The organism is Streptomyces sp. NPDC093544, from assembly GCF_040683495.1.
Classification (GTDB): Bacteria; Actinomycetota; Actinomycetes; order Streptomycetales; family Streptomycetaceae; genus Streptomyces.
In genome coordinates, this window is sequence record NZ_JBFBEA010000019.1 from 12,869 (window position 1) to 34,595 (window position 21,727).

A 21,727-nucleotide genomic window follows, 5' to 3' on the forward strand; every position below is an offset into this window, starting at 1 on the left:
CCAGCCCGTCCGGCGTTTGAGGACGAGGCCGTTCAGGCCGACAGCGGGGGTCTGGGGCGGCAGCCCCCAGTACGGGTCGGGTAGGGGCGGAGGGGGCGAAAACCACACCGCCCGAGCAGCGCCGCAGCCCGTCACCCTAGACGCGGCTCCGACGGGCGTCACCCGAGCGACTCCGCAACAGCACCCCCACCACCGGCCCGAGCGCCAGCAGCACGGCGAGCACCCCGTACCCGTACGTCAATGTCGCCACCGTCGCGACCCCCGCGACCAGCAACGGCCCGCCCGCATCGCCCAGTTCACGCCCGAGCTCAGCCGCCCCCATGGTCTGGCCAAGCCGTTCCTGAGAAGTACTGGAAGCCAGCGCGGCGAAGCCCAGCGGGGTGATCAACCCCGTGCCGACGCCGATCAGCGCCGCGGCGAGAAGAACGCCCGTCAGGCCGGGGAGCATCGCGCAGGCCAGCCCCGCGGCAGTGAGGGCCAGCCCCGCGCCGATGCCCGCCCGCGCGGTCAGCCGGCCCGCGTCCAAGGCTCGCCCGGCACGGGGCTGAACGACCGCCGCGCAGGCCGCGAGTACAGAGACGGCCGCACCGGTCGCCACGGTGCCGAGCCCCGCGACCGCACCGGAGACGGGCAGGAACCCCACACCGACGGAGAGCGCGGCGGTCGCCCCCGCGAGCGCCGCCGTCGGGGTGAGGAAGACCGGGTCGGCCAGGCGGCGCGCCAGATCGAGCACGGTCTGCCGGGCGCGCGGCAGCGGCGGCGCGTGCGGAACGGTCATCAGAGCCCATACGGCGACAGCGGCGCCCAGGGCCGCGAGCACGGTGAACAGCAGCCGCAGCCCGCCCGCCCACACAAGGACGCCGCCGAGCAGCGGACCCATGGTGTAGCCGAGAGATTTGTAGAAGCCGTAACTCCCGTACACCCGACCGTGTTTGGCGGCCGGATTGAGCCGGGCCACCAGTGCGGAGGCCGCGGGCGAGAACGCGGAGGCCGCCGCGCCCTGACCGAGGCGGGCGGCCCACAGCCACCCGGGGCTGTCGACGACGACGTACAGAGCGGACGCGGCGGAGAAGGCGACGAGGCCGCCGAGCAGGACGGGCCGGGCGCCGATCCGGTCGGCGATCGTGCCGAACACCGGCTTGAGCAGCACCTCGGCGCCGTCGTACAGGGCGAGCAGGCCGCCCAGGACGAGGAGCGAGGTGACGCCGTCCTGGGAGCGGCCGCCAAGGTTCGCGGCGATGCCGTGCGCTCCGAAGGCGGTCGTGAACCCGGCGGCGTACAGCGGCCACATCTGCGGCGAGGTAGCCCCCGCCACCTCACTCGGGCGCGTCACTGAGACCGAGGCGGAGGTGTTCCACGTGGTAGACCGCCTGGTCGAGGAGCTCGGCGACGTGGTGGTCGTGCAGCGCGTACACCACCGAACGTCCGCTCCGCTCGCCGACGACCAGGCCCAGGTTGCGCAGCAGCCGCAGCTGGTGCGAGCACGCGGACTGCTCCATGCCCACCTCGGCGGCCAACTCGGTGGCCGGCAGTGGTCCTTCCCGCAGCCGCGCGAGGATCAGCAGCCGCGAGGGAGTGGACAGTGCCTGGAGCGTGGTGGCCACCTTCGCGACGTTGGCCGCGTCCAGACTTACGCGCGGGGTGGCGTCCTGCGCGGTGGTGACGGCTCCATGACCCATGGGCGGCATCCTACTCGGCACACATGAAGATATGAATGAGTCTTCATGTGTTCCTGTATGGTGGCCGCGTGTCATCCACTCTCGCCCCGCCTCCCGCCGCAGCCCCCTCCGCCCCGGCGCTCCCTCGCCGCCGTACGCGCGTCCTCGCGCTGCCGGAGGCCCGCTGGGCGCTCGTGGCCACAGTCGCTTTCCTGCTCGCGCTCCCTCCCCACCTCGGCGGCGCGCCCGGGTGGACGTACGCACCGCTCTACCTGATCGCGTACGCCGCCGGAGGATGGGAGCCCGCCCTCGAAGGGCTGCGGGCGCTGCGCGAGAAGACCCTGGACGTCGACCTGTTGATGATCGTCGCGGCGCTCGGCGCGGCCGCGATCGGACAGGTCCTGGACGGTGCCCTGCTGGTCGTCATCTTCGCCACCTCCGGCGCCCTGGAGGCACTGGCCACCGCCCGTACCGCCGACTCCGTGCGCGGCCTGCTCGACCTGGCGCCCGCCACGGCGACGAGAATCGCCGCCGACGGCGAGGAGCAGGTGCCTGCCGCCCAACTCGCTCTCGGTGACGTGCTGTTGATCCGCCCCGGCGAGCGAATCGGCGCCGACGGGCGGGTGGTCGACGGCATCAGCGAGGCCGACCAGGCGACGATCACCGGCGAACCGCTGCCGGTGGTGAAGACGCCCGGCGACGAGGTCTTCGCGGGCACCCTGAACGGCACCGGCGTACTGCGCGTCCGCGTGGAACGCGACCCCGCCGACTCCGTCATCGCCCGGATCGTCACCCTGGTCGAGGAGGCATCGCGCACCAAGGCGCCGACGCAGCTGTTCATCGAGAAGGTCGAACAGCGGTACGCGGTGGGCGTCGTGGCCGCCACGCTCGCTGTCTTCGCGGTGCCGCTCGCCTTCGGTGAGGACCTCACCGGCGCGCTGCTGCGGGCGATGACCTTCATGATCGTCGCTTCGCCGTGCGCGGTCGTCCTGGCCACCATGCCGCCGCTGCTGTCCGCCATCGCCACCGCCGGGCGGCACGGCGTCCTGGTCAAGTCCGCGGTCGCCATGGAACGCCTCGGTGAGATCGACACGGCAGCCCTCGACAAGACCGGCACCCTGACCGAGGGCACGCCCGAGGTGACGGCAGTCCGTCCCGCGCCGGGGTCGGGCCTCGACGAGGACGCCCTGCTGGCCCTGACGGCCGCCGCCGAGCACCCCAGCGAACATCCGCTCGCCCGCGCGATCGTCGCCGCGGCCCGCTCCCGCGGCCTGCGCCTCGCGCCCGCCGACGACTTCACCGCGAAGCCCGGGCACGGCGTCACCGCCACCGTCGACGGCCACATCATCACCGTCGGCCGCCCGGACGCGCATCTGGACGACGACACCCACCACACGGTCGTCCTCGTGGAACGCGGCGGCGTCCCCGTCGGCACCCTCTCCCTCGCCGACCGCCTCCGCCCGGACGCCGCCGAGACCGTCGCCGCGCTCACTGCCCTGACAGGCACCTCACCCGTGCTGCTCACCGGCGACAACCCACGCGCCGCCGCCCAGGTGGCCGCCGACACCGGCATCACCGACGTACGTGCGCGTCTGCTGCCCGAGGACAAGGTCGCGGCTGTACTCCAACTGGCCGACCGCAAGGTGCTGTTCGTCGGCGACGGCGTCAACGACGCCCCTGCCCTGGCCGCCGCCCACTCCGGGATCGCCATGGGCCGCGCCGGATCCGACCTCGCGCTGGAGACCGCGGACGCTGTCGTCGTCCGCGACGAGCTCGCGGCCATCCCCGCGGTCGTACGGCTGTCCCGTACCGCCCGCCGCATGGTCACCCAGAACCTCGTCATCGCGGGTACGTTCATCATCGCCCTCGTCCTGTGGGACCTCGTCGGTCACCTTCCGCTCCCGCTCGGCGTCGCGGGGCACGAGGGTTCGACGGTCCTGGTCGGCATCAACGGGCTGCGGCTGCTGCGGGACTCCGCATGGAGGTCCGGCGGGTCCCGGGGCGCGTGAGGTTGATGTCGGAATGGAGGTCCGGCGGGTCTCAGGGCATGTGAGGTTGATGTCGGATTCTCGCCAGCTCCGGCCTCGCGCGTGCCCGATGCTTGAGGCATGCAGAACGGGATGCACACCGACACGGAGAGCTGCGTGCGCGCCGTCCAGTCGAAGGACGCGCGCTTCGACGGCTGGTTCTTCACGGCGGTCCTGACCACCCGGATCTACTGCCGGCCCAGCTGCCCGGTGGTGCCGCCGAAGCCGGAGAACATGACGTTCTACCCCAGCGCGGCGGCCTGTCAGCAGGCCGGATTCCGGGCCTGCAAGCGGTGCCGTCCCGACACCAGCCCCGGCTCGCCCCAGTGGAACCAGCGCGCCGACCTCGTCGCCCGCGCCATGCGCCTGATCGGCGACGGAATCGTGGACCGCGAGGGCGTACCGGGCCTCGCCACCCGGCTCGGCTACAGCACCCGCCAGATCGAGCGGCAGCTCCTGGCCGAGCTGGGCGCGGGACCGCTCGCGCTCGCCCGGGCCCAGCGCGCCCAGACCGCACGGCTGCTCATCGAGACCACCCTGCTTCCGATGGCCGAGATCGCCTTCGCGGCCGGGTTCTCCTCGATCCGTACCTTCAACGACACGGTCCGCGAGGTCTTCGCGCTGTCACCGAGCGAGCTGCGCGCGCGGCTGCCCAAGAAGAAGGCGGGGGCCGCCACACCAGGGGTGCTGAGCCTCCGGCTCCCCTTCCGCGCCCCGCTCAACCCCGACAACCTCTTCGGCCACCTCGCGGCGACGGCCGTACCCGGCGTCGAGGAGTGGCGCGACGGGGCCTACCGGCGCACCCTGCGCCTGCCCTACGGCCACGGGATCGTCGGACTCACCCCGAACGCCGACCACATCGCCTGCCGCCTCACCCTCAGCGACCTCCGCGACCTGCCCGTCGCCATCAGCCGCTGCCGCCGCATGCTCGACCTGGACGCCGACCCGGTCGCGGTCGACGACCAGTTGCGCACCGATCCGTTGCTCGCGCCGCTCGTCGACAAGGCGCCGGGCCGCCGGGTGCCCCGCACGGTCGACGAGGCCGAGTTCGCCGTACGAGCCGTGCTGGGCCAGCAGGTCTCCACGGCCGCCGCCCGCACCCACGCGGCCCGCCTGGTCACCGCGCACGGCGAACCCGTCGACGATCCCGAGGGCGGCCTCACCCACCTCTTCCCGTCCCCCGAGTCGCTGGCCGAGCTGGACCCCGAGTCCCTCGCGATGCCGCGCACCCGCCGCGCCACCTTCACCACCCTCGTACGTCAACTCGCCGACGGAACCCTCCACTTGGGCGTCGAGAGCGACTGGGCCGAGGCCCGCGCCCGACTGCTCTCCCTGCCGGGCTTCGGTCCCTGGACGGTCGACGTCATCGCCATGCGCGCCCTCGGCGACCCCGACGCCTTCCTCCCCACCGACCTCGGAATCCGGCGCGCCGCTCAGGAGTTGGGCCTTCCGTCCACCCCGGCCGCGCTCACGGCACGCGCGGCGGCCTGGCGTCCTTGGCGGGCGTACGCGGTCCAGTACCTGTGGGCGACGGACAGCCACCCGATCAACTTCCTTCCCGCGTAAGACCGTACGAGATCATCCGTACGAGATCCCCTGTACGAGATCGCCCGTATTGGGTCACCCGTACGACATAGTCCAGACGAGGATGTATGAGCCCGCGCAAGGATGTTCAATGAAGCACCACACCGTGACCGACAGCCCGTACGGGCCTCTGACCCTCGTCGCCGCCGAAGACGCCCTCTGCGGGCTCTACATGGTCGGCCAGCGCCACCGTCCTCCGGAGGAGACCTTCGGCCCACGCGACGACGACACCCTCTTCGACGAGGCGACGCGCCAGCTCGCGGCCTACTTCGCGGGCGAGTTGAAGGAGTTCGACCTGCCGCTGCGCCTCGACGGCACGCCCTTCCAGCGCGGAGTCTGGGAGCAGCTGCGCCGGATTCCCTACGGTCAGACCCGCTCGTACGGCGAACTGGCCGAAGCACTCGGCAACTTGGGCGCCTCACGCGCGGTGGGCCTCGCCAACGGCAAGAACCCGCTCGGCATCATCGTGCCCTGCCACCGCGTCGTCGGCGCGAACGGCAGCCTCACGGGATACGGCGGCGGTCTGGACCGCAAGAAGCGGCTGCTGGACTTCGAGGGCGGCGCCGCCCTCTTCTAGGGCTGCCGTCCCTGGCCGGTCCGGTTGGCCTGTCAGCCCGGGTCCGGCCCACCTGACGAGGGGGGAGTGACCGGACCCGGGGGACATGGGCTCCCGCACCCATGTCCTTGCCCGTCGCCGAAGGGTGGTTGCGGGAACGGGCGGCGCCGACCCCGTCCGTCCTGTCTGCGTCCGCGCCCTTCGGGAGGCGGTATTGAGACCGTATGGCGGCACGGCGGCCGGCGTCGCTCCGCATTGCGCGGCACTGTCCGGATTACGCAGGAGGGTTTTCGTTCCGCGCGTTCCGTTCCAGCGGATCCATGGTTTCCATGGATCCACCGGCTTCTGTGGATCCATCGGCTTCTACGGTTCGACCGGTTTCCATGGTTCCTGCTCAGACGCATATGCACCGCAGCGTTTCGGACGGCGTCTCCCCGAACCGGGCCCGGTAGCGGTGCGCGAACCGGCCCAGATGTGCGAACCCCCAGCGGTAGGCGATGTCCGTGACGCTGACCGTCCCCGGAATTGAGACTTTCAGCTGCTCCCGCACTCGTTGCAGCCGTACCTCGCTGACGTACGTCAGCGGGGACATGCCCAGGTTCTTGCGGAACGCCTCCTGTAGCGTGCGCACACTGACCTGGGCGATGGCCGCGAGCTGGGCGGCGTCGTACGGCTCGGCCGGCCGCTCGCGTACCGCGTCCATCACCCGCTTGACCGCGGCGGGCCGCATGGACGGCGGCGGCGCGTCCAACGCCGCCCGGTACTGGTGCTCACTCGCCAGCAACAGGCCCTCCAGCAGGGCCTGTTCGATCCGGCCGGCGAACATCGGCTGCCGCAGCAGGCCGTCGGGCACGTCCCCGTCGAGCAGACTCCACGTCACCAGCTTCAGCCAACTGAGCCCCGGACCGCTGCTGGTGTCGAAGTTCGGCGCGATGAACGGGCGCCGCTGTACCGGCCGGCCCAGGAGCGTCTCCAACTGCCCTACCAGGGCAGCCTTGTCAATCTTCACGTTGATGACGGCGCAGTCGGGCGAGTAGTTGTCGATGAGGTTGTTGTCGCTTGCGGGATCGACGACGATCGCGCGGCCGGTATCGGCGTACGAGACCGGCCCCCCGCCCTGCCGCACGCTGTGGGAGCCGGCGACGGGCGCCGACACGTGGTAGTAACCCAGTTCGCCTGTCCGCGCCCGGACCTCTGTTCCGTAGCTGACCTTGCCGACCGTCAGGGCGCCCAGGTTGACGACCGAAAAGTCCGCGACGAGGTCGCCGACGTCTCCCACCACGTCGAAACGAGCCTCGCTGAAAATCGTGTTCACCGTCGCGCGGACCTCGTCCACTTCACGCATGACGAAGCTGGCGAACTCGACGGTATGTGCCTTTTCCACCTCCATGGTTGTCCCCTCGTCAACACCAGGATGGCTCAAAGTGGCCCGGCCGTCAGCAAAGCGGTCAGAGTCGGCTGAGTGATTCGGGCGGGGTGGTATGTGCGGATGGGTTCCCGCAAATACTTCCGGATGGTCACAGGGGGACGGCGCCTCGTAACAGACAGCGGCGGTTCATCCTGGCTGTGCAACAGCGGGGAGGTCCGATGAACCGGCTTGCTGTGTACGTCGTTTGACGGGTTGAGATCAACAAGGAACGACGCCGAAAGGGCACCCCGATATGTCGCTCAGCCACTCCCGCTCCCGTACGCTCGCCGCCGTCGGTTTCCTGGCCGCTACCGGCCTGTTCCTCACCGCGTGCGGCCCCGACGGTTCCAGCGCCGACTCCGGTGTGAGCGCCCCCTCCGGCGCCGCCAGTGCCACGGACGCCAGTGCCAAGAACCGCGAGGACGGTACGGTCACCGGCACCCTGACCTATCTGGCAGCGGGCAAGCTGGAGGTCGGAGGCCGTCCCTTCTTTGTCGCGGACGACACGGAGATCGTGGGTGGGGAGATCTGTGGTGATCCCGAGACCCAGGCGGCGGAGACCTGCACCGCCGATGAGTTGGACGAAGCTGCCAAGACCGGGAATGTCACTGCCCAGGTATCGATCAAGGAGGGCATAGCGACCAAGGTCGTCGGGACGGGCGGGGATGACGGCGCGACGGACGGGGGTGCCGGTGCCACGGAGGAGCCGGCCGGGCAGGACGACACCGAGGAAGCCGGCACCGACAACCGTGTGGACGGCACGGTCACCGGCACGCTGACTTACCTGGCGCCGGGCAAGCTGGAGGTCGGAGGCCGTCCCTTCTTTGTCGCGGACGACACGGAGATCGTGGGCGGTGACATCTGCGGTGATCCTGAGACCCAGGCGGCGGAGGTCTGCACGCCCGACGATCTGGACGGGGCCGCGCAGGGTGGCAACTTGACCGTCGAGGTGACGATCAAGGAGGGCGTCGCCGAGCAGGTCACCCAGGTCTAGACGTTGCGGCGAGCGGCCTCCGGCTTCCTCCCGGTCCGCCAGGCCAGGAGGGCTCCTTGAGGGTTCCTTGAAGGCTCCTTTCAGGGCCCCGCGCTCAGCACTGGGCGGGGCTACTAGGAGTCGCTCTCGGTGCGCAGCCGACGGAGCAGCTCGGGCAGGGCGGTGCCGATGGGCTGCCGAATGACTTCGTCGGCGCGGTCGTCGTACGGCGTCGGTTCGGCGTTGACGATGATGAGCTGCGCCCCGTGGTCCGCGGCCACCCCGGCGAGGCCGGCGGCGGGCTGGACCTGGAGGCTGGTCCCGACGGCGATGAAGACCTGGCAACCCTTGGTGATCGCGAGGGCGTCGCCGAGTACGACGGGGTCGAGCCGCTCGCCGAACATCACCGTCGCCGACTTGAGAATGCCGCCGCACTTCAGGCACCGGGGGTCGTCCTCACCGGCCTCCACTCGCGCGAGTGCGTCCTCCATCGGTGCCTTGGCGTGGCACTGGGTGCACACCACGGTCCGCGCCGTGCCGTGGAGTTCGAGCACCTTGCGGGCGGGCATGCCGGCGATCTGGTGCAGCCCGTCCACGTTCTGCGTGATCACCCGCACCGGCACCCCGGACCGCTCCAGCTCCGCCACCGCCCGGTGCGCCGCATTGGGCTCGGCCTGTAGCGTCCGGTTCTTCCGGCGCATCTGCCAGGACCGGCGCCGGATCTCCGGATCGCCCATGTAGTACTCGTAGGTCACGAGCTTCTCGGCCTCCGGATCCCGCCGCCACAGCCCGTTGGGTCCCCGGTAGTCGGGGATTCCGGAATCGGTGGAGATACCTGCGCCACTGAGGATGGCGACGAGAGGCTTGGTCATGGGCCGAGGGTAGGACGCCTGTCCGCGCGAGGCGAACGGATATGGATAGCGCCGGGCCAGGGCCGCCGGCGAACGCCCGCGGCCACCGCATCGAGGTATCCGGAGAGCGGCTGACGGAGTCAGCCGACCCGGTGTCCGTTCTCCAGCTCCGCCGTCCCCGTGCCCTCTGCCAGTACGTCGAGCGCGGTCATGACGCGACGGCCCAGCGCGCCCGGGAGGTGCTCGGCCAGCTCGTCCCGCGGGACGAGGCGCCATGACAGGAGCTCCTCCTCCTGTAGCCGGATCGCTTTGAGATCCCCCTCGGCGAGGACTCCGCCGTCGTACAGATAGGCCACCAGCGGGGGCCGTGCCGTGCCGTGCACCCAGTCCACCGCGAGCAGCCGTCCGAGTTCGATGTCGAGGCCGATCTCCTCGGCGGTCTCCCGGCGGGCGCCCTGACGCGGAGTCTCCCCTTCGTCCGATTCGACGGTGCCGCCCGGAAGAGCCCAGCCGTCACGGTAGTTCGGCTCGACGAGCAGGACGCGCCCGTCGACGTCACGGAAGAGGGCGGCCGCACCGGCGAGGACGCGGGGGAGGCCCGCGATGTATGTGGCGAAGTCTTGAGTGGTCACTCACGAAGGGTAACGAGCTTGTGGCGGAACTCGATGACGTCCTGGTTCTCCCCGACCTCGGTGAAGCATGCGATGCCCCCGGCTCCAGTGCACTAGGCCTCCACCAACTGGACCGTCCGCGTCGCCAGTTCGCTGATCCGCACCCCGTCGAACCCGAACACCGCACTGCGTACGGTGTCCTCCAGCGGGTCCCGCCACTGTGAGGGAATCGCCGCCGCCCCGCACAGGACACCCGCCACGGAGCCCGCGGTCGCGCCGTTGGAGTCGGTGTCCAGGCCGCCGCGGACGGTCAGGGTGATGGTGCGGGTGAAGTCGCCGTCGCCGTACAGCAGCCCGGCGGTGAGGACCGCGGCGTTCGGGATCGTGTGGATCCAGCCGAGCCCGGCGGTCTCCTCGGAGACTGTGCTGAGCGTGTCCTCCCAGGTCATCCGGGTCTCGTGGAGCGCGAGCACCCGGCGCACGGTGCGCGCGAGGCGGCAGCTCGGAGGGATCACCGTGAGCGCCGTGTCCAGCGCGTGCCGCACGGTCGGCGCCGTGAAGGCCGCCGAGACCAGTGCCCCGGCCCACATCGCTCCGTAGACACCGTTGCCGGTGTGCGAGAGGACGGCGTCGCGGCGGGCGAGCGAGGCCGCGCGGCGCGGCGCGCCGGGGCAGGTCCAGCCGTAGACGTCGGCGCGGATGAGGGCCCCGATCCACTCCTGGTAGGGATTGTCGTACGTCGCTGTCAGCGGCGGTTTGATGCCGTTGGCGAGGTTGCGGTACGTGGCCCGCTCCGCCGTGAACGTCTGTAGATACGGCAGCCGCAGCAGCCACAGATCACCGACCTGCTCGGTGCTGAAATCGAAGCCGTGCGTCTCCAGGACGTCGAGCCCGAGGATCGCGTAGTCCACGTCGTCGTCGCGGCAGCTGCCGTGGATACGGCCTCGTACGCAACTCCGCCACTCGGGCCGCAGCTCGAACTCGTCGCTTCCGCCCCCGTCGGTGGCGGGAGCGGGCAGGTAGTCGGTGAGGGGCAGGGCCGCGGCCTGCCGCAGATAGCGGTCGATCCGGTCCCGCGTCCAGTGGTCGCCCTGCTCGACCGGTTTGCCGAGCATGTTGCCCGCGATCCGGCCCAGCCAGCCCCCATGGATGCGGTCGGCGAGCTCAGTGCCCACAGAGGTCATAGCTCCGGTCTACCCAATTCCGGGCAGCTGTGCGCGGTGTTCCGGGGGACGGGCCGGGCATGACGGCGGGGGCTTCCTCCGGTTAAGGTCACAGCGGCGCGACTGCCTTGACGTGAGCAAGGCCTGAAGCAAGGGGATGCAAGGTGGCGGACGCTGCTGTGAACCGGACTCGACAGACGGCTCGTGTGCTGATCGCCGCGGACAAGTTCAAGGGAACGCTGACGGCCGTGCAGGTCGCCGAGCGCGTGACGGCCGGGCTGCGCCGTGTCGCGCCGCAGGTCGAGGTCGAGGCGCTACCGGTGGCCGACGGCGGTGACGGGACCGTCGACGCGGCCGTCGCGGCCGGTTTCGAACGGCGCGAGGTGCGGGTCGCAGGGCCGCTCGGTGACGAGATCGCGGCGGCGTTCGCGCTGCGCGGCGACACGGCGGTCGTCGAGATGGCGGAGGCGAGCGGGCTGCAGCGGCTGCCCGCCGGGGTCTTCGCGCCGCTCACGTCCTCGACGTACGGATCAGGGGAACTGCTGCGGGCCGCGCTGGACGCCGGGGCGCGGTCCATCGTGTTCGGAGTGGGTGGCAGCGCCACGACCGACGGGGGTGCGGGCATGCTGTCCGCGCTCGGTGCGCGGTTCCTGGACGCGGAGGGTGAGCACGTCGCTCCCGGCGGCGGCGCGCTGAGCGATGTCGTGACCGCGGACCTGTCCGGCCTCGACGCCCGGCTCTCCTCGGTGGACTTCGTCCTCGCCTCCGACGTGGACAATCCGCTCACGGGCCCCAAGGGGGCGCCCGCCGTGTACGGCCCGCAGAAGGGCGCGAACCCCGACGACGTGGCCGCCCTGGACGCGGCCCTCGCTCACTTCGCCGCGGTCCTGGAGAAGTCCATCGGCTCCAAGGCCGCCGAGTACGCGGCGGCGCCCGGTGCCGGTGCGGCGGGCGGTATCGGGTACGGCGCTCTCGTGCTCGGCGCCCGCTTCCGTCCCGGTATCGAGGTCATGCTTGATGTCCTCGGCTTCGCGGCGGCGCTGGAGCGGGCCACGCTGGTGATCACCGGTGAGGGGTCCCTCGATGAGCAGACCCTGCACGGCAAGGCTCCCGCCGGGGTTGCCGCCGCCGCGCGGGCCGCGGGCAAGGAGGTCGTCGCGGTCTGCGGTCGCCTGGCCCTGCGCCCGGAAGCCCTCGGCAAGGCCGGCATCCGCCGTGCGTACCCCCTCACCGAGGTGGAGCCCGACATCGCGAAGTGCATCGTAGATGCGGGTCCGATCCTGGAGAAGGTGGCGGAGAACATTGGGCGGGACTTCTTGAACTGAGGGGGTGGGGGTGGGTGGGGCTGAGGTCTGGGGTTTTCGCCCCCTCCGCCCCTACCCGTCCTGTACCTGGGGGCTCCGCCCCCAGACCCCCGTATCGCGCTGAACGCGCTCGTCCTCAAACGCCGGACGGGCTGAGAATCTCACCCCGACAACCGATACGCGTCCAACGCCAACGTCATCTCGATCAGGTCCCGAGGCCGGGCCAGGGACCGTGATGTCAGTTGTTCCAGTCGCCTCAGGCGGTTGAACACCGTGTTGCGGTGGCAGTACAGCCGGCCCGCGGCCCGCCCGGCGGAGCCCTCGCAGGCCAGCCACACGTCGAGCGTTTCGAGCAGCACAGCCCGGTCACCGGGCTCCAGCTCCAGCAGCGCCCCGAACACATCCGCCACCAGGCGCCCCGCCAGCTCCGGCTGGCTCACGACGAGCGCGGTCGGCATCCGCTGGTCGAGGCGTACGACATCCATGGCGTCCGGCGGACAGGTACGCAGCGCCAGCTCGGCCAGCCGCCGGGCCCGGCCCAGCTCGGCGAGCCCGGCCACCACGGGACTGATACCGCCCGGCCCCTGACATCGTCCGTCGAGAAACCGGGCCACCCCGTCGAGCCCTTGCCCGGTCCCCAACGCCACCACGCCCACCTCGCAGTCCGCCCGCATCCGCCAGATGAAACGCAGCCCCGCGCCCAGCATGGGCCGGGAGCACACGTCCCGGCCGTCGTGGCGCTCGGCCCGCAGCACCACCACGGCGTACGGCCCGTGCTCCGGCAGATCGAGCCCGGCGGCGGCCCGCGCCGCCAGCCCGGGTGTTTCCTGCCCTTCGAGCAGGGCGTCAAGGAGCGCCTGCAACTGCTCGTCCGTCCGCCGCCGCAGCTCCGTCTCGGTGGCCCGGTACGCGTCCGTGGCGGTCGTGGCCTGCGCGTCCACGGCGGACCACACCATGGTCGCCGAGCGCATGAGCATCGCGATCCGCTCGGGTTCGCGCCCCACCGCGCCTTCCATCAGCGCGTCCCACACGAGGTAGCCCGCGGCGCGGTAGGCGTGTACGAGCAGTTCCAGCGGAAGCCCCTGCTGGGCCCGGCGGCGGCCCGCGTCCTCGGCATACTCAAGATCGCGGCGTGGTGAGTCCCGCGGCGCGGAGATCGTCTGGATGCCGACGCGCATCGCGGCCTCCGCCTCCCGCCACTGCTGGTCGTACGGCAGCACCTGTCCGTAGACGGGGGAGTACTCGGTGAGCTGCCGCAGGTGCTCGTCGACGAGCTCGGGCAGCCGTTCCAGCAGAGCCGTGCAGGACTCCGCGAGCAGCTTCCAGTCTTGACCGGTCCGCGGTCGGCGCCCTCCCATGGCCGGAGGATGCCACCAGGACGGCGCCTCGCACAGGCCCCTGACACGCGGTCTTGTGCCCGTGCACAACGGCCGGCCACCACCTCTGGGCACCCGCCGCGTTTCGCCCGCATCCCGTGGACGGGCGCCTGGACCGGTGCTGAGGTGAGCGCCACACCGAGCGAGGACACGGAGAGGTGGCAGCGCCATGGGCGGTTCCGCTCTGCTCGTACGGGACCTGTCGGTCGGCTACGGCCCCGTACGCGCACTGCGCCAGGTGACTCTGGAAGTACCCGAAGGAGCCGTGGTCACCGTCCTCGGCAGCAACGGTGCGGGCAAGTCGACGCTGCTGCGGGCCATCTGCCGGACGCTCTCCTTCCACGGGGGAGCGGTGACCGGCGGCACGATCGGTCTCGGCGGACGCCCGCTCGACCGGCTCTCCCCGGACCGGGTGGTGGCCGCCGGGGTGTCCCAAGTGCCGGAAGGGCGACGGGTGTTCGCCAGGATGACGGTCGCGGACAATCTGCGGGCCGGAGCACTCGGTGCCGTGGGCGGCCGGGCGCAGCGGGCGCGTGCCCTGCGCCGCGTGCACGACCTGTTCCCCGTCCTCGCCGAACGCGCCCAGCAGCGCGCGGGACTCCTGTCCGGCGGCGAACAGCAGATGCTGGCGGTCGCGCGGGCTCTGATGGCGACTCCCAGACTGCTCCTGCTCGACGAACCCTCCCTCGGCCTGGCCCCGTTGATGGCCCAGCGAATCGCCGACACCGTACGGGAGATCAACGCCCAGGGCACCTCGGTCCTGCTCGTCGAGCAGAACGCGGCGCTCGCCCTGCGGCTCGCCTCTCGTGCGTACGTCCTCGAAGTCGGCGAGGTGACCCTCTCGGGTCCGGCCGACGAACTCGCCGCCTCCGACGAGGTCCGCCGCCGCTATCTGGGCGTGGTCGACGAGGACGCGGCGGCCGACGCCGCACCGGCGCGCGGGACCCTGCCGACACTGTCCCGGTGGGAGGGGTGAGGCCCGTGATGCCGGACGTACCCCCGCTCCACGTAAGGGAGTTGACAGTCCGCTTCGCCGGCCTGACCGCCCTCGACAGCGTGAGCTTCACCGTCCTCCCCGGTACCGTGCACGCCCTCATCGGCCCCAACGGGGCGGGAAAGTCCACCTGTTTCAACGTCCTGTCCGGCGTCTGCCGGCCCGTCTCCGGCAGCGTCCGCTTCGGTGACCACGAGTTGACCGGCCTGCCTCCGCACCGCATCGCGGGCCTGGGCGTCGCCCGGATCTTCCAGAACCTCGCCCTGCCGCCGCACGCCACGGTCGAGGACAGCCTGCTGCTCGGCCGCCACCGGCTGACCCGCACCGGCTTCGTCGCCGCCGGACTGCGGCTCCCGACGGCGGCCCGCGAGGAGCGTCGGCATCGCGAACGCGTGCGTGAGATCGCCGAGTTCGTGGGTCTGGAGCACCAGCTCGGCCGTCCGGCGGGCTCGCTCCCGTACGGGCAGCAGAAGCTCGCCGAACTCGCCCGCGCCCTGTGCATGGAGCCCCGGCTCCTGCTCCTCGACGAACCGGTCGCGGGCATGACCGCCGACGAACGGCGCCGCACCGCCGCGGTCGTCGCGGGCGTCCGCGACAGCCTCGGCATCTCGATCGTGCTGGTGGAACACGACATGGGGGTGGTGATGCGGCTCGCGGACGCGGTGACCGTACTGGACTTCGGCCGCCTGATCGCGGACGGCGCCCCCGTCGACGTACAGAACGATCCGGCGGTCGTACGGGCTTACCTGGGCGAGCGCACGGACGACGAGCGCACGAACAGGCAGCCCACCGACAGCGACCGGGCCGAGCGCGCAGACGGTGAACCCGCGGACGAGCAGCCCACCGACGGCGACCGCGCCGACAGCGGCCGCACCGACCGCCCCGACGGCGACCCAGGCGACGGCTGCCGCCCCGACGGCGAGGAGACCGACTCATGAGCACCTTCGCCGAACTCCTCCTCAACGGCGTCTCGTTGGGATCCGTCTACGCCCTCATCGCCCTCGGCTTCGTCGTCATCTTCCGTGCCACCGAGGTCGTCAACTTCGCGCACGCCTCGCTGCTGCTCGCCGGCGGGTACGTCACCGCGTCACTCCACGACGACATCGGCTTCTGGCCCGCGCTGGGCGCCGGAATCGCGGGCGCCGCGCTGGTGGGGGCGGCGGTGGAGTTCCTGGTGATGCGCCGCTACCGGGGGTCCGACCACAGTGTCCTCGCCATCGTCACCATCGGTGTGGACATCCTGCTCACCACCGAACTGACCCGCAGGATCGGCACGGACGTGCTGCCGCTCGGCGACCCGTGGGGTGACGCCGTGCTCACCGTCGGGCCGGTCTCCCTCGCGCACACGCGGATCGCCGCGTTCGTCGCCGCGGCCCTGCTCATCACGGCCTTCCTGCTGGCGTTCCGGTACACCTCCTGGGGCGTGGCGATGCGCGCCGCCGCGGAGAGCCCGGAGACCGCCGCCCTCATGGGCGTTCGGCTCGGGCGGGTGTCGCTCGGTGCCTGGGCGGTGGCCGGCGGTCTCGCCGCGGTCGCCGCCCTGTTCCTCACCGTCTTCCCGACCCCGGGCCTGGAGCGGGCCACCTCGCTCGCCGCGCTGAAGGCGTTCCCGGCGGCGATCCTCGGGGGCCTCGACTCCACGACGGGCGCGCTGGTCGGCGGTCTTCTCGTCGGGATCACGGAGTCTCTCGCCACCGGCTACCAGAGTGATCTGACCTTCCTGGGAAGGGGACTTGGCGATCTCGCCCCGTACCTCGTGATGGTCGTGATCCTCCTCATCCGGCCCGCCGGGCTCTTCGGCACCAAGGAGCTTGCCCGTGTCTGACGTCCTGACGAGCGGCACCCGACCGCTGTGGCGACTCACCCGTACCCGGACGTACGTCTGGTGCGCCGGCGGCGTCCTCCTGCTCGCCCTGCCCTTCTACCTGGACCGCTTCTGGCTCCAGGCAGGCCTGTTCGCGATGGCAGCCGGGATCGGCGCGATCGGCATCAACCTCCTCACCGGCGCGACCGGACAACTCTCCATGGGGCACGCCTTCTTCCTCGCGGTCGGCGCGTACGGCTATTGCGTGTTCGCCGGTGACGGAGGCGACGGGCTGACCGGGCTCGGGCTCCCGACCTGGCTCGCCACCGTCCTGGCCGTGCTGGCCGCGGGTGTCGCGGGCGGGCTTTTCAGCCCCATCGCCGGGCGGCTGCGCGGCGCGTATCTGGGCATCGCCACCCTCGCCCTGATCTTCATCGGCCAGCATGTGCTGTTCAACGCGCGTGAGCTGACCGGCGGGTTCAACGGCCGCGACGTACCGCCCCTCAGTCTCTTCGGCCTCACCTTCGACGACCGTGAACTCGTCGTGGCCGCCGTGCCGTTCGGCTCCGCCGAGAAGCTCTGGTACGCGGGACTCGTGATGCTCCTCGGCGGCGCGCTGTTCGCCCGCGGGGTACTGCGGGGCCGGCCGGGCCGGGCCATGAACGCGATCCGCGACCACCGGATCGCGGCCGGAGTGATCGGCGTGCCGGTCGCCCGCTACCGCGCCGCGGTCTTCGTGCTGTCCTCGATGTACGCGGGGCTGGCCGGTGTCCTGCTCGCGCTGATCTTCCAGCGGACGGTGCCGGACTACTTCGGCATGATCCTCTCGCTGGAGTACCTCGCCATGATCGTGATCGGCGGGCTCGGCTCGGTCGCCGGGGCGGTGATCGGGGCCGCGTTCGTCTCCCTGCTGCCCCAGCTGCTGACCCGCTACAGCGATGCGCTGCCGCTGGTCTCCGACCCCGGCGCCGGCGGGATCACACCGGGCGAGGCATCCCGGTACCTCTACGGCGCCGCCGTCGTGGCGGTGGTGCTCTTCCTGCCGGGCGGCCTGGTCAGGGTGGCCGCCTGGCGACGCGCCAAGCCGAACGGAAAGCCCAACCCAAGGCCCAACCGAAGGCGCAACTCAAGGCTCAGCCCAAGGTCCGTCGAAGGGGCCACTCCAGGGGAGGAACGATGAGGACGACATACGTGGCAAGGGCGGCCGCCGGGACGCTGGCCGCCCTGCTCGTGCTGGCCGGGTGCAGCTCCAAGGCCAAGGACGGGGACGACGACAAGGAGACGGCCGTCGGCGGAGTGAAGACCGGCGAGGGGATCTCCGGCAAGACCATCACCCTCGGCGCGCTCACCGACATGACCGGGGTCTACGCCACCCTCGGCAAGAGCGTCACCCAGGCCCAGCAGCTCTACGTGAAGCAGCTCAACGCCGCCGGCGGTGTGTGCGGCTACCAGCTGGCGCTCACCGTGCGGGACCACGGCTACGACCCGCAGAAGGCGGTCTCCGGATACACGGAGCTGGCACCGAAGGTGCTGGGCTTCACGCAGTTCATCGGCTCGCCGTTCGTCGCCGCCGTGAAGCAGCGGGTGGACGGCCAGGACAAGGGGCTCGTGCTGCCGCAGGCCTGGTCGGCCACCCTGCTGGGCAGCCCGTACATCCGCGTCATCGGATCCACGTACGACATCGAGACGATCAACGCCGTCGACTTCCTGATCAAGGAGAAGGGCATCAAGAAGGGCGACAAGATCGGTCATGTGTACTTCGAGGGCGACTACGGCGAGAACGCCCTGGTCGGTTCCAAGTACATGGCGAAGGAGTCAGGGCTCACCGTCGTCGAGCAGAAGATCAAGCCCACCGACAACGACATGACCGCCCAGGTCGCCGCCCTCAAGCAGGCCGGTGTCAAGGCGATCGTGATCAGCGCGGGCCCGCGCCAGGCGGCCTCGCTGGTCGGTGTCGCGGCGGCGGGGAAGTTCGACGTGCCGATCATCGGCAACAACTCGGCCTTCGCCCCGCAGCTGCTCGCCACCCAGGCAGGCCCGGCCCTGATGGCGAACTACTACGTGGCCTCGCCCTCGCTCCCCATCGGAGGCGACACCCCGGAGGCCAGGAAGCTCGTCGAGGACTACAAGGTCGCGTACCCGAAGGACTCCCTCGACAACGGCGTGGTGGCCGGCTGGACCGCGGCCGCCGCCTTCGGCGAGGCCCTGCAGAAGGCCTGCGACAGCAAGGACCTCACCCGCGAGGGCGTCGACAAGGCCCTGCTGACCATCGATGCCTTCGACCCGGGCTTCGGCGTCACCCAGGACTTCAGCGACCCGAAGTCGCCGTCCTCGAAGCAGAGCATCATCCTGCGGCCGGACAAGAACGCGGTGGGTGGGATGGCGGTCGTACGGGAGGCCGCGGCCTCGTCCGTCGCGGAGGGCTACACGCCAGGCGCGTGACACCAAAGCTGACGGGCCCAGGGCTGACGGGCCCCACGCCGAAGGGCCCCGAACCGTGTGGTTCGGGGCCCTTCAGTCACGTACAGGCGAGTTACGGCAGCTGAGCCGCGCGCGCCTCACGCCGGTTGTCCCGGAAGTTGTTCACCCGGCGAGCGGTGGCGAAGAGCGGGATCACCGCGCCCGTCACCAGCTGCAGCGCACAGCCGGTCTGGAGCAGCAGCTGACCACCCGGGGCGTCGAAGGCCCAGGCGGCGAGCAGGCCCATGGAGACCACGATCCAGGAGAGCATCGCCACCGCGAGGGGTCCGCGCGGCTTCGGATACTCGACCCGGCTCACCATCAGCCAGGCGGTGCCGAGGATCGCCATGAGCGTGGCGACGAACGGCAGCTCCAGCAGGACGATGGAGACCACGGTGAGCGCCCCGAAGGGCGACGGCATGCCCTGGAACGTGCCGTCCTTGACCGTGACGCAGGAGAAGCGCGCGAGTCTCAGTACGACCGCGAGGAGGACCACGATGGCCCCCACCGCCGCCACTCGCTGGTGCGCGTCGTCCGCGACCATGCCGTAGACCAGCACGAAGTACGCCGGAGCGAGTCCGAAGCTGATCAGGTCGGACAGGTTGTCCAGCTCGGCGCCCATGGGGGAGGAACGCAGCTTGCGGGCCACCAGGCCGTCGAAGAGGTCGAAGACCGCAGCGCACAGCATGAGGATGACGGCTGTGGCGGCACTGTGCCGCCCCATGCCGGTCTCCTGGCTGCCCGTGAGGTGCGGGATCAGGATGCCGGTGGTGGTGAAGTACACCGCCATGAAGCCACAGGTCGCGTTGCCCAGGGTGAGGGTGTCCGCTATTGAGAGGCGGAGGGAGAGGGGCATCTCCTCTTCGTCGTCCGCCTCGTCGGCCTCCGGCACCCAGCCGGTGCGCGCCTGCGTCTCGGGATCAATCACGGTCAATTCGAGTCACCCCAGCCACGGTCTTCTGACCGACCTCCACGTCCACCTCGACACCCTCGGGGAGGTAGATGTCGACGCGCGACCCGAAACGGATCAGACCGATCCGCTCGCCCTGCTCGACCTTCGTACCCTGAGGGATGTAAGGAACGATACGGCGGGCGACCGCGCCGGCGATCTGGATCATCTCGATATCACCGAGCTCGGTGTCGAAGTGCCAGACGACGCGCTCGTTGTTCTCGCTCTCCTTGTTGAACGCCGGAACGAACCCACCGGGGATGTGCTCGACCGAAGTCACCGTGCCGGAGAGGGGCGCGCGGTTGACGTGGACGTTCAGCGGGCTCATGAAGATCGCGACGCGGGTGCGTCCGTCCTTCCAGGGCATGATGCTCTGCACCACACCGTCGGCCGGCGAGATGACCCGGCCCTGGGTGATCTCGCGCTCGGGGTCCCGGAAGAACCACAGCATGCCCGCCGCGAGCGCGGTGGCGGGCACGGCCACGGCCTTGGCGGCGCCGGAGTGGCGCGCGCGTACCAGGCTGAGTGCTGCGGTGGCGACGGTCGGGAGAAGCCACGGCGATGCTCCGCGCGCGAGGCGTACGCCTGCCAGGCTGTCGCGAGGTGCAGAGGTTTGGCTGTGGGGCATGGATGACCTTCGTAGCGGATGATGCCGCGCACTGAAAACGGGGGACGGCGGCTTTCCCGGGATCGTACCGGTCGCGGGCCACAACTGGGTAAGCCAGGAAGCCGAGTCGGCGGCTGAAGAGTGCTGACGGGGTGTGATGTTCTTCTCGAAGGAAACACCCCTAACCGGGACATCTATCCCTGCAGTCGGTACTCTTCGAGCAGCCTGCGCCCGATGATCATTTTCTGGATCTCGGCGGTACCTTCGCCGATCAGCAGCATCGGTGCCTCGCGGTAGAGGCGCTCGATCTCGTACTCCTTGGAGAAGCCGTAACCGCCGTGGATCCGGAAGGCGTCCTCGACTACTTCCTTGCAGTATTCGGAGGCGAGGTACTTCGCCATCCCTGCTTCGAGGTCGTTTCGTTCACCCGAGTCCTTTTTGCGTGCCGCGTTGACCATCATCGCATGGGCGGCCTCGACCTTGGTAGCCATCTCGGCCAGCTTGAACTGGATGGCCTGGTGCTGGGCGATCGGCTTGCCGAAAGTGTGACGCTGCTGCGCATAGGAGACGCCCAGCTCGAACGCACGTTGTGCGACGCCACAGCCACGCGCCGCCACATTCACACGCCCCACCTCGACACCGTCCATCATTTGGTAAAACCCTCGGCCGGTGGTCCCGCCGAGCACACGATTGGCCGGAATGCGCAGTCCGTCCATGATGAGCTCGGTGGTGTCGACGCCCTTGTAACCCATCTTGTCGATCTTCCCCGGGATGGTGAGGCCGGGGCGGACCTCTCCGAAGCCGGGTTCCTTCTCGACCAGGAACGTCGTCATCGACTTGTGGGCGGGGGTGCCCTCTGGGTGTCCTTCGTCACTCTTCACGAGGACGGCCACCAGGTTCGACGTGCCGCCGTTCGTCAGCCACATCTTCTGACCGTTCAGGATGTATTCGTCGCCGTCCTTGACCGCTTTCGACGTGATCGCCGATACATCCGAGCCAAGCGCCGGCTCCGACATGGAGAACGCGCCGCGCACCTCGCCGAGCGCCATGCGAGGCAGGAAGTGGTCCTTCTGCTCCTGCGTGCCGTGCTGCTTGAGCATGTACGCCACGATGAAATGGGTGTTGATGATGCCGGACACCGACATCCAGCCGCGGGCGATCTCCTCGACGCACAGTGCGTATGTCAGGAGGGACTCGCCCAGACCGCCGTACTCCTCGGGGATCATCAGCCCGAAGAGGCCCAACTCCTTGAGGCCGTCGACGATCTGCTGCGGGTACTCGTCGCGGTGCTCCAGCTCGGTCGCGACCGGGATGATCTCCTTGTCCACGAAGTCCCGGACGGTGGCGAGGATCTCCTGCTGGATGTCGGTGAGACCGGCGGTCTGGGCGAGTCGCGCCATGG

At 70.6% G+C, this 21,727-nt stretch carries 20 protein-coding genes; 10 read left to right on the forward strand and 10 right to left on the reverse strand.

Features of this window, described 5'->3' with window-relative positions; genetic code table 11:
* Positions 1-136 precede the first annotated feature (136 nt).
* Together AB0N66_RS27415 and AB0N66_RS27420 are read right to left on the reverse strand one after the other, a co-directional pair.
* On the reverse strand, positions 137-1,291 hold the full coding sequence (locus AB0N66_RS27415) for an MFS transporter (protein ID WP_365439873.1): 1,155 nt from the start codon (positions 1,289-1,291) through the stop codon (positions 137-139).
* Positions 1,292-1,316: 25 nt separating this feature from the next.
* Positions 1,317-1,679 (reverse strand): metalloregulator ArsR/SmtB family transcription factor, encoded by a 363-nt coding sequence (locus tag AB0N66_RS27420; RefSeq protein WP_365439875.1) that lies wholly within the window; start codon positions 1,677-1,679, stop codon positions 1,317-1,319.
* A gap of 35 nt (positions 1,680-1,714) precedes the next feature.
* On the opposite strand from AB0N66_RS27420, the gene AB0N66_RS27425 reads away from it, so the two are divergent.
* The 3 genes from AB0N66_RS27425 (at position 1,715) to AB0N66_RS27435 (ending at position 5,846) form a co-directional block, all read left to right on the forward strand.
* A complete protein-coding gene (locus AB0N66_RS27425; protein WP_365439877.1) occupies positions 1,715-3,667 on the forward strand; it encodes a heavy metal translocating P-type ATPase in 1,953 nt (650 codons plus the stop codon).
* Positions 3,668-3,766: 99 nt separating this feature from the next.
* Complete coding sequence (locus AB0N66_RS27430; RefSeq protein ID WP_365439879.1) at positions 3,767-5,251, forward strand: AlkA N-terminal domain-containing protein; 1,485 nt, start codon at positions 3,767-3,769, stop codon at positions 5,249-5,251.
* Positions 5,252-5,360: 109 nt separating this feature from the next.
* Positions 5,361-5,846: a methylated-DNA--[protein]-cysteine S-methyltransferase gene (locus AB0N66_RS27435; protein WP_365439881.1), complete on the forward strand. Its 486-nt coding sequence runs from the start codon at positions 5,361-5,363 to the stop codon at positions 5,844-5,846.
* A gap of 373 nt (positions 5,847-6,219) precedes the next feature.
* Here AB0N66_RS27435 and AB0N66_RS27440 read toward each other — a convergent pair whose 3' ends face one another.
* Entirely contained in the window at positions 6,220-7,215 is a 996-nt protein-coding gene (locus tag AB0N66_RS27440; protein ID WP_365439883.1) for an AraC family transcriptional regulator, read from the reverse strand.
* Positions 7,216-7,486: 271 nt separating this feature from the next.
* Between AB0N66_RS27440 and AB0N66_RS27445 the strand changes: the two genes are divergently transcribed.
* Positions 7,487-8,227 carry a hypothetical protein gene (locus AB0N66_RS27445; RefSeq protein ID WP_365439885.1) on the forward strand — a complete coding sequence of 247 codons (741 nt, stop codon included), beginning with the start codon at positions 7,487-7,489 and terminating at the stop codon, positions 8,225-8,227.
* 113 nt (positions 8,228-8,340) lie between these two features.
* Here AB0N66_RS27445 and AB0N66_RS27450 read toward each other — a convergent pair whose 3' ends face one another.
* The 3 genes from AB0N66_RS27450 to AB0N66_RS27460 form a co-directional block, all read right to left on the reverse strand.
* Positions 8,341-9,078, reverse strand: a complete 738-nt coding sequence (locus tag AB0N66_RS27450) for a Sir2 family NAD-dependent protein deacetylase (protein WP_365439887.1) — start codon at positions 9,076-9,078, stop codon at positions 8,341-8,343.
* A gap of 119 nt (positions 9,079-9,197) precedes the next feature.
* Positions 9,198-9,689 carry an NUDIX hydrolase gene (locus AB0N66_RS27455; protein WP_365439889.1) on the reverse strand — a complete coding sequence of 164 codons (492 nt, stop codon included), beginning with the start codon at positions 9,687-9,689 and terminating at the stop codon, positions 9,198-9,200.
* Positions 9,690-9,781: 92 nt separating this feature from the next.
* Positions 9,782-10,852: an ADP-ribosylglycohydrolase family protein gene (locus AB0N66_RS27460; protein WP_365439891.1), complete on the reverse strand. Its 1,071-nt coding sequence runs from the start codon at positions 10,850-10,852 to the stop codon at positions 9,782-9,784.
* Positions 10,853-11,037: 185 nt separating this feature from the next.
* Here AB0N66_RS27460 and AB0N66_RS27465 point away from each other — a divergent pair, with 185 nt between their 5' ends.
* A complete protein-coding gene (locus tag AB0N66_RS27465) occupies positions 11,038-12,156 on the forward strand; it encodes a glycerate kinase (protein ID WP_365440181.1) in 1,119 nt (372 codons plus the stop codon).
* Positions 12,157-12,296: 140 nt separating this feature from the next.
* Here AB0N66_RS27465 and AB0N66_RS27470 read toward each other — a convergent pair whose 3' ends face one another.
* On the reverse strand, positions 12,297-13,493 hold the full coding sequence (locus AB0N66_RS27470; RefSeq protein ID WP_365439893.1) for a helix-turn-helix domain-containing protein: 1,197 nt from the start codon (positions 13,491-13,493) through the stop codon (positions 12,297-12,299).
* Between the two features lie 187 nt (positions 13,494-13,680).
* On the opposite strand from AB0N66_RS27470, the gene AB0N66_RS27475 reads away from it, so the two are divergent.
* The 5 genes from AB0N66_RS27475 to AB0N66_RS27495 are packed head-to-tail and all read left to right on the forward strand — an operon-like array spanning position 13,681 to position 18,751.
* Entirely contained in the window at positions 13,681-14,487 is an 807-nt protein-coding gene (locus tag AB0N66_RS27475; protein ID WP_365439895.1) for an ABC transporter ATP-binding protein, read from the forward strand.
* Positions 14,488-14,495: 8 nt separating this feature from the next.
* The gene (locus AB0N66_RS27480) at positions 14,496-15,443 is read left to right on the forward strand and encodes an ABC transporter ATP-binding protein (protein WP_365439897.1); all 948 of its coding nucleotides are present in this window, start codon (positions 14,496-14,498) and stop codon (positions 15,441-15,443) included.
* Positions 15,440-16,330: a branched-chain amino acid ABC transporter permease gene (locus tag AB0N66_RS27485; RefSeq protein ID WP_365439899.1), complete on the forward strand. Its 891-nt coding sequence runs from the start codon at positions 15,440-15,442 to the stop codon at positions 16,328-16,330. Before AB0N66_RS27480 ends, AB0N66_RS27485 begins: the two co-directional genes overlap by 4 nt.
* A gap of 25 nt (positions 16,331-16,355) precedes the next feature.
* Entirely contained in the window at positions 16,356-17,489 is a 1,134-nt protein-coding gene (locus AB0N66_RS27490; protein WP_365440183.1) for a branched-chain amino acid ABC transporter permease, read from the forward strand.
* The gene (locus tag AB0N66_RS27495) at positions 17,486-18,751 is read left to right on the forward strand and encodes an ABC transporter substrate-binding protein (RefSeq protein WP_365439901.1); all 1,266 of its coding nucleotides are present in this window, start codon (positions 17,486-17,488) and stop codon (positions 18,749-18,751) included. Before AB0N66_RS27490 ends, AB0N66_RS27495 begins: the two co-directional genes overlap by 4 nt.
* Before the next feature lie 91 nt (positions 18,752-18,842).
* Here the strand turns inward: AB0N66_RS27495 and pssA are convergent, their stop codons facing one another.
* From pssA to AB0N66_RS27510, 3 genes are all read right to left on the reverse strand, one after another.
* Entirely contained in the window at positions 18,843-19,661 is an 819-nt protein-coding gene (pssA, locus tag AB0N66_RS27500) for a CDP-diacylglycerol--serine O-phosphatidyltransferase (protein WP_365440185.1), read from the reverse strand.
* A gap of 28 nt (positions 19,662-19,689) precedes the next feature.
* Complete coding sequence (locus AB0N66_RS27505; RefSeq protein WP_365439903.1) at positions 19,690-20,346, reverse strand: phosphatidylserine decarboxylase; 657 nt, start codon at positions 20,344-20,346, stop codon at positions 19,690-19,692.
* Between the two features lie 173 nt (positions 20,347-20,519).
* Positions 20,520-21,725 (reverse strand): acyl-CoA dehydrogenase family protein, encoded by a 1,206-nt coding sequence (locus AB0N66_RS27510; protein WP_365439905.1) that lies wholly within the window; start codon positions 21,723-21,725, stop codon positions 20,520-20,522.
* Positions 21,726-21,727: the final 2 nt, after the last annotated feature.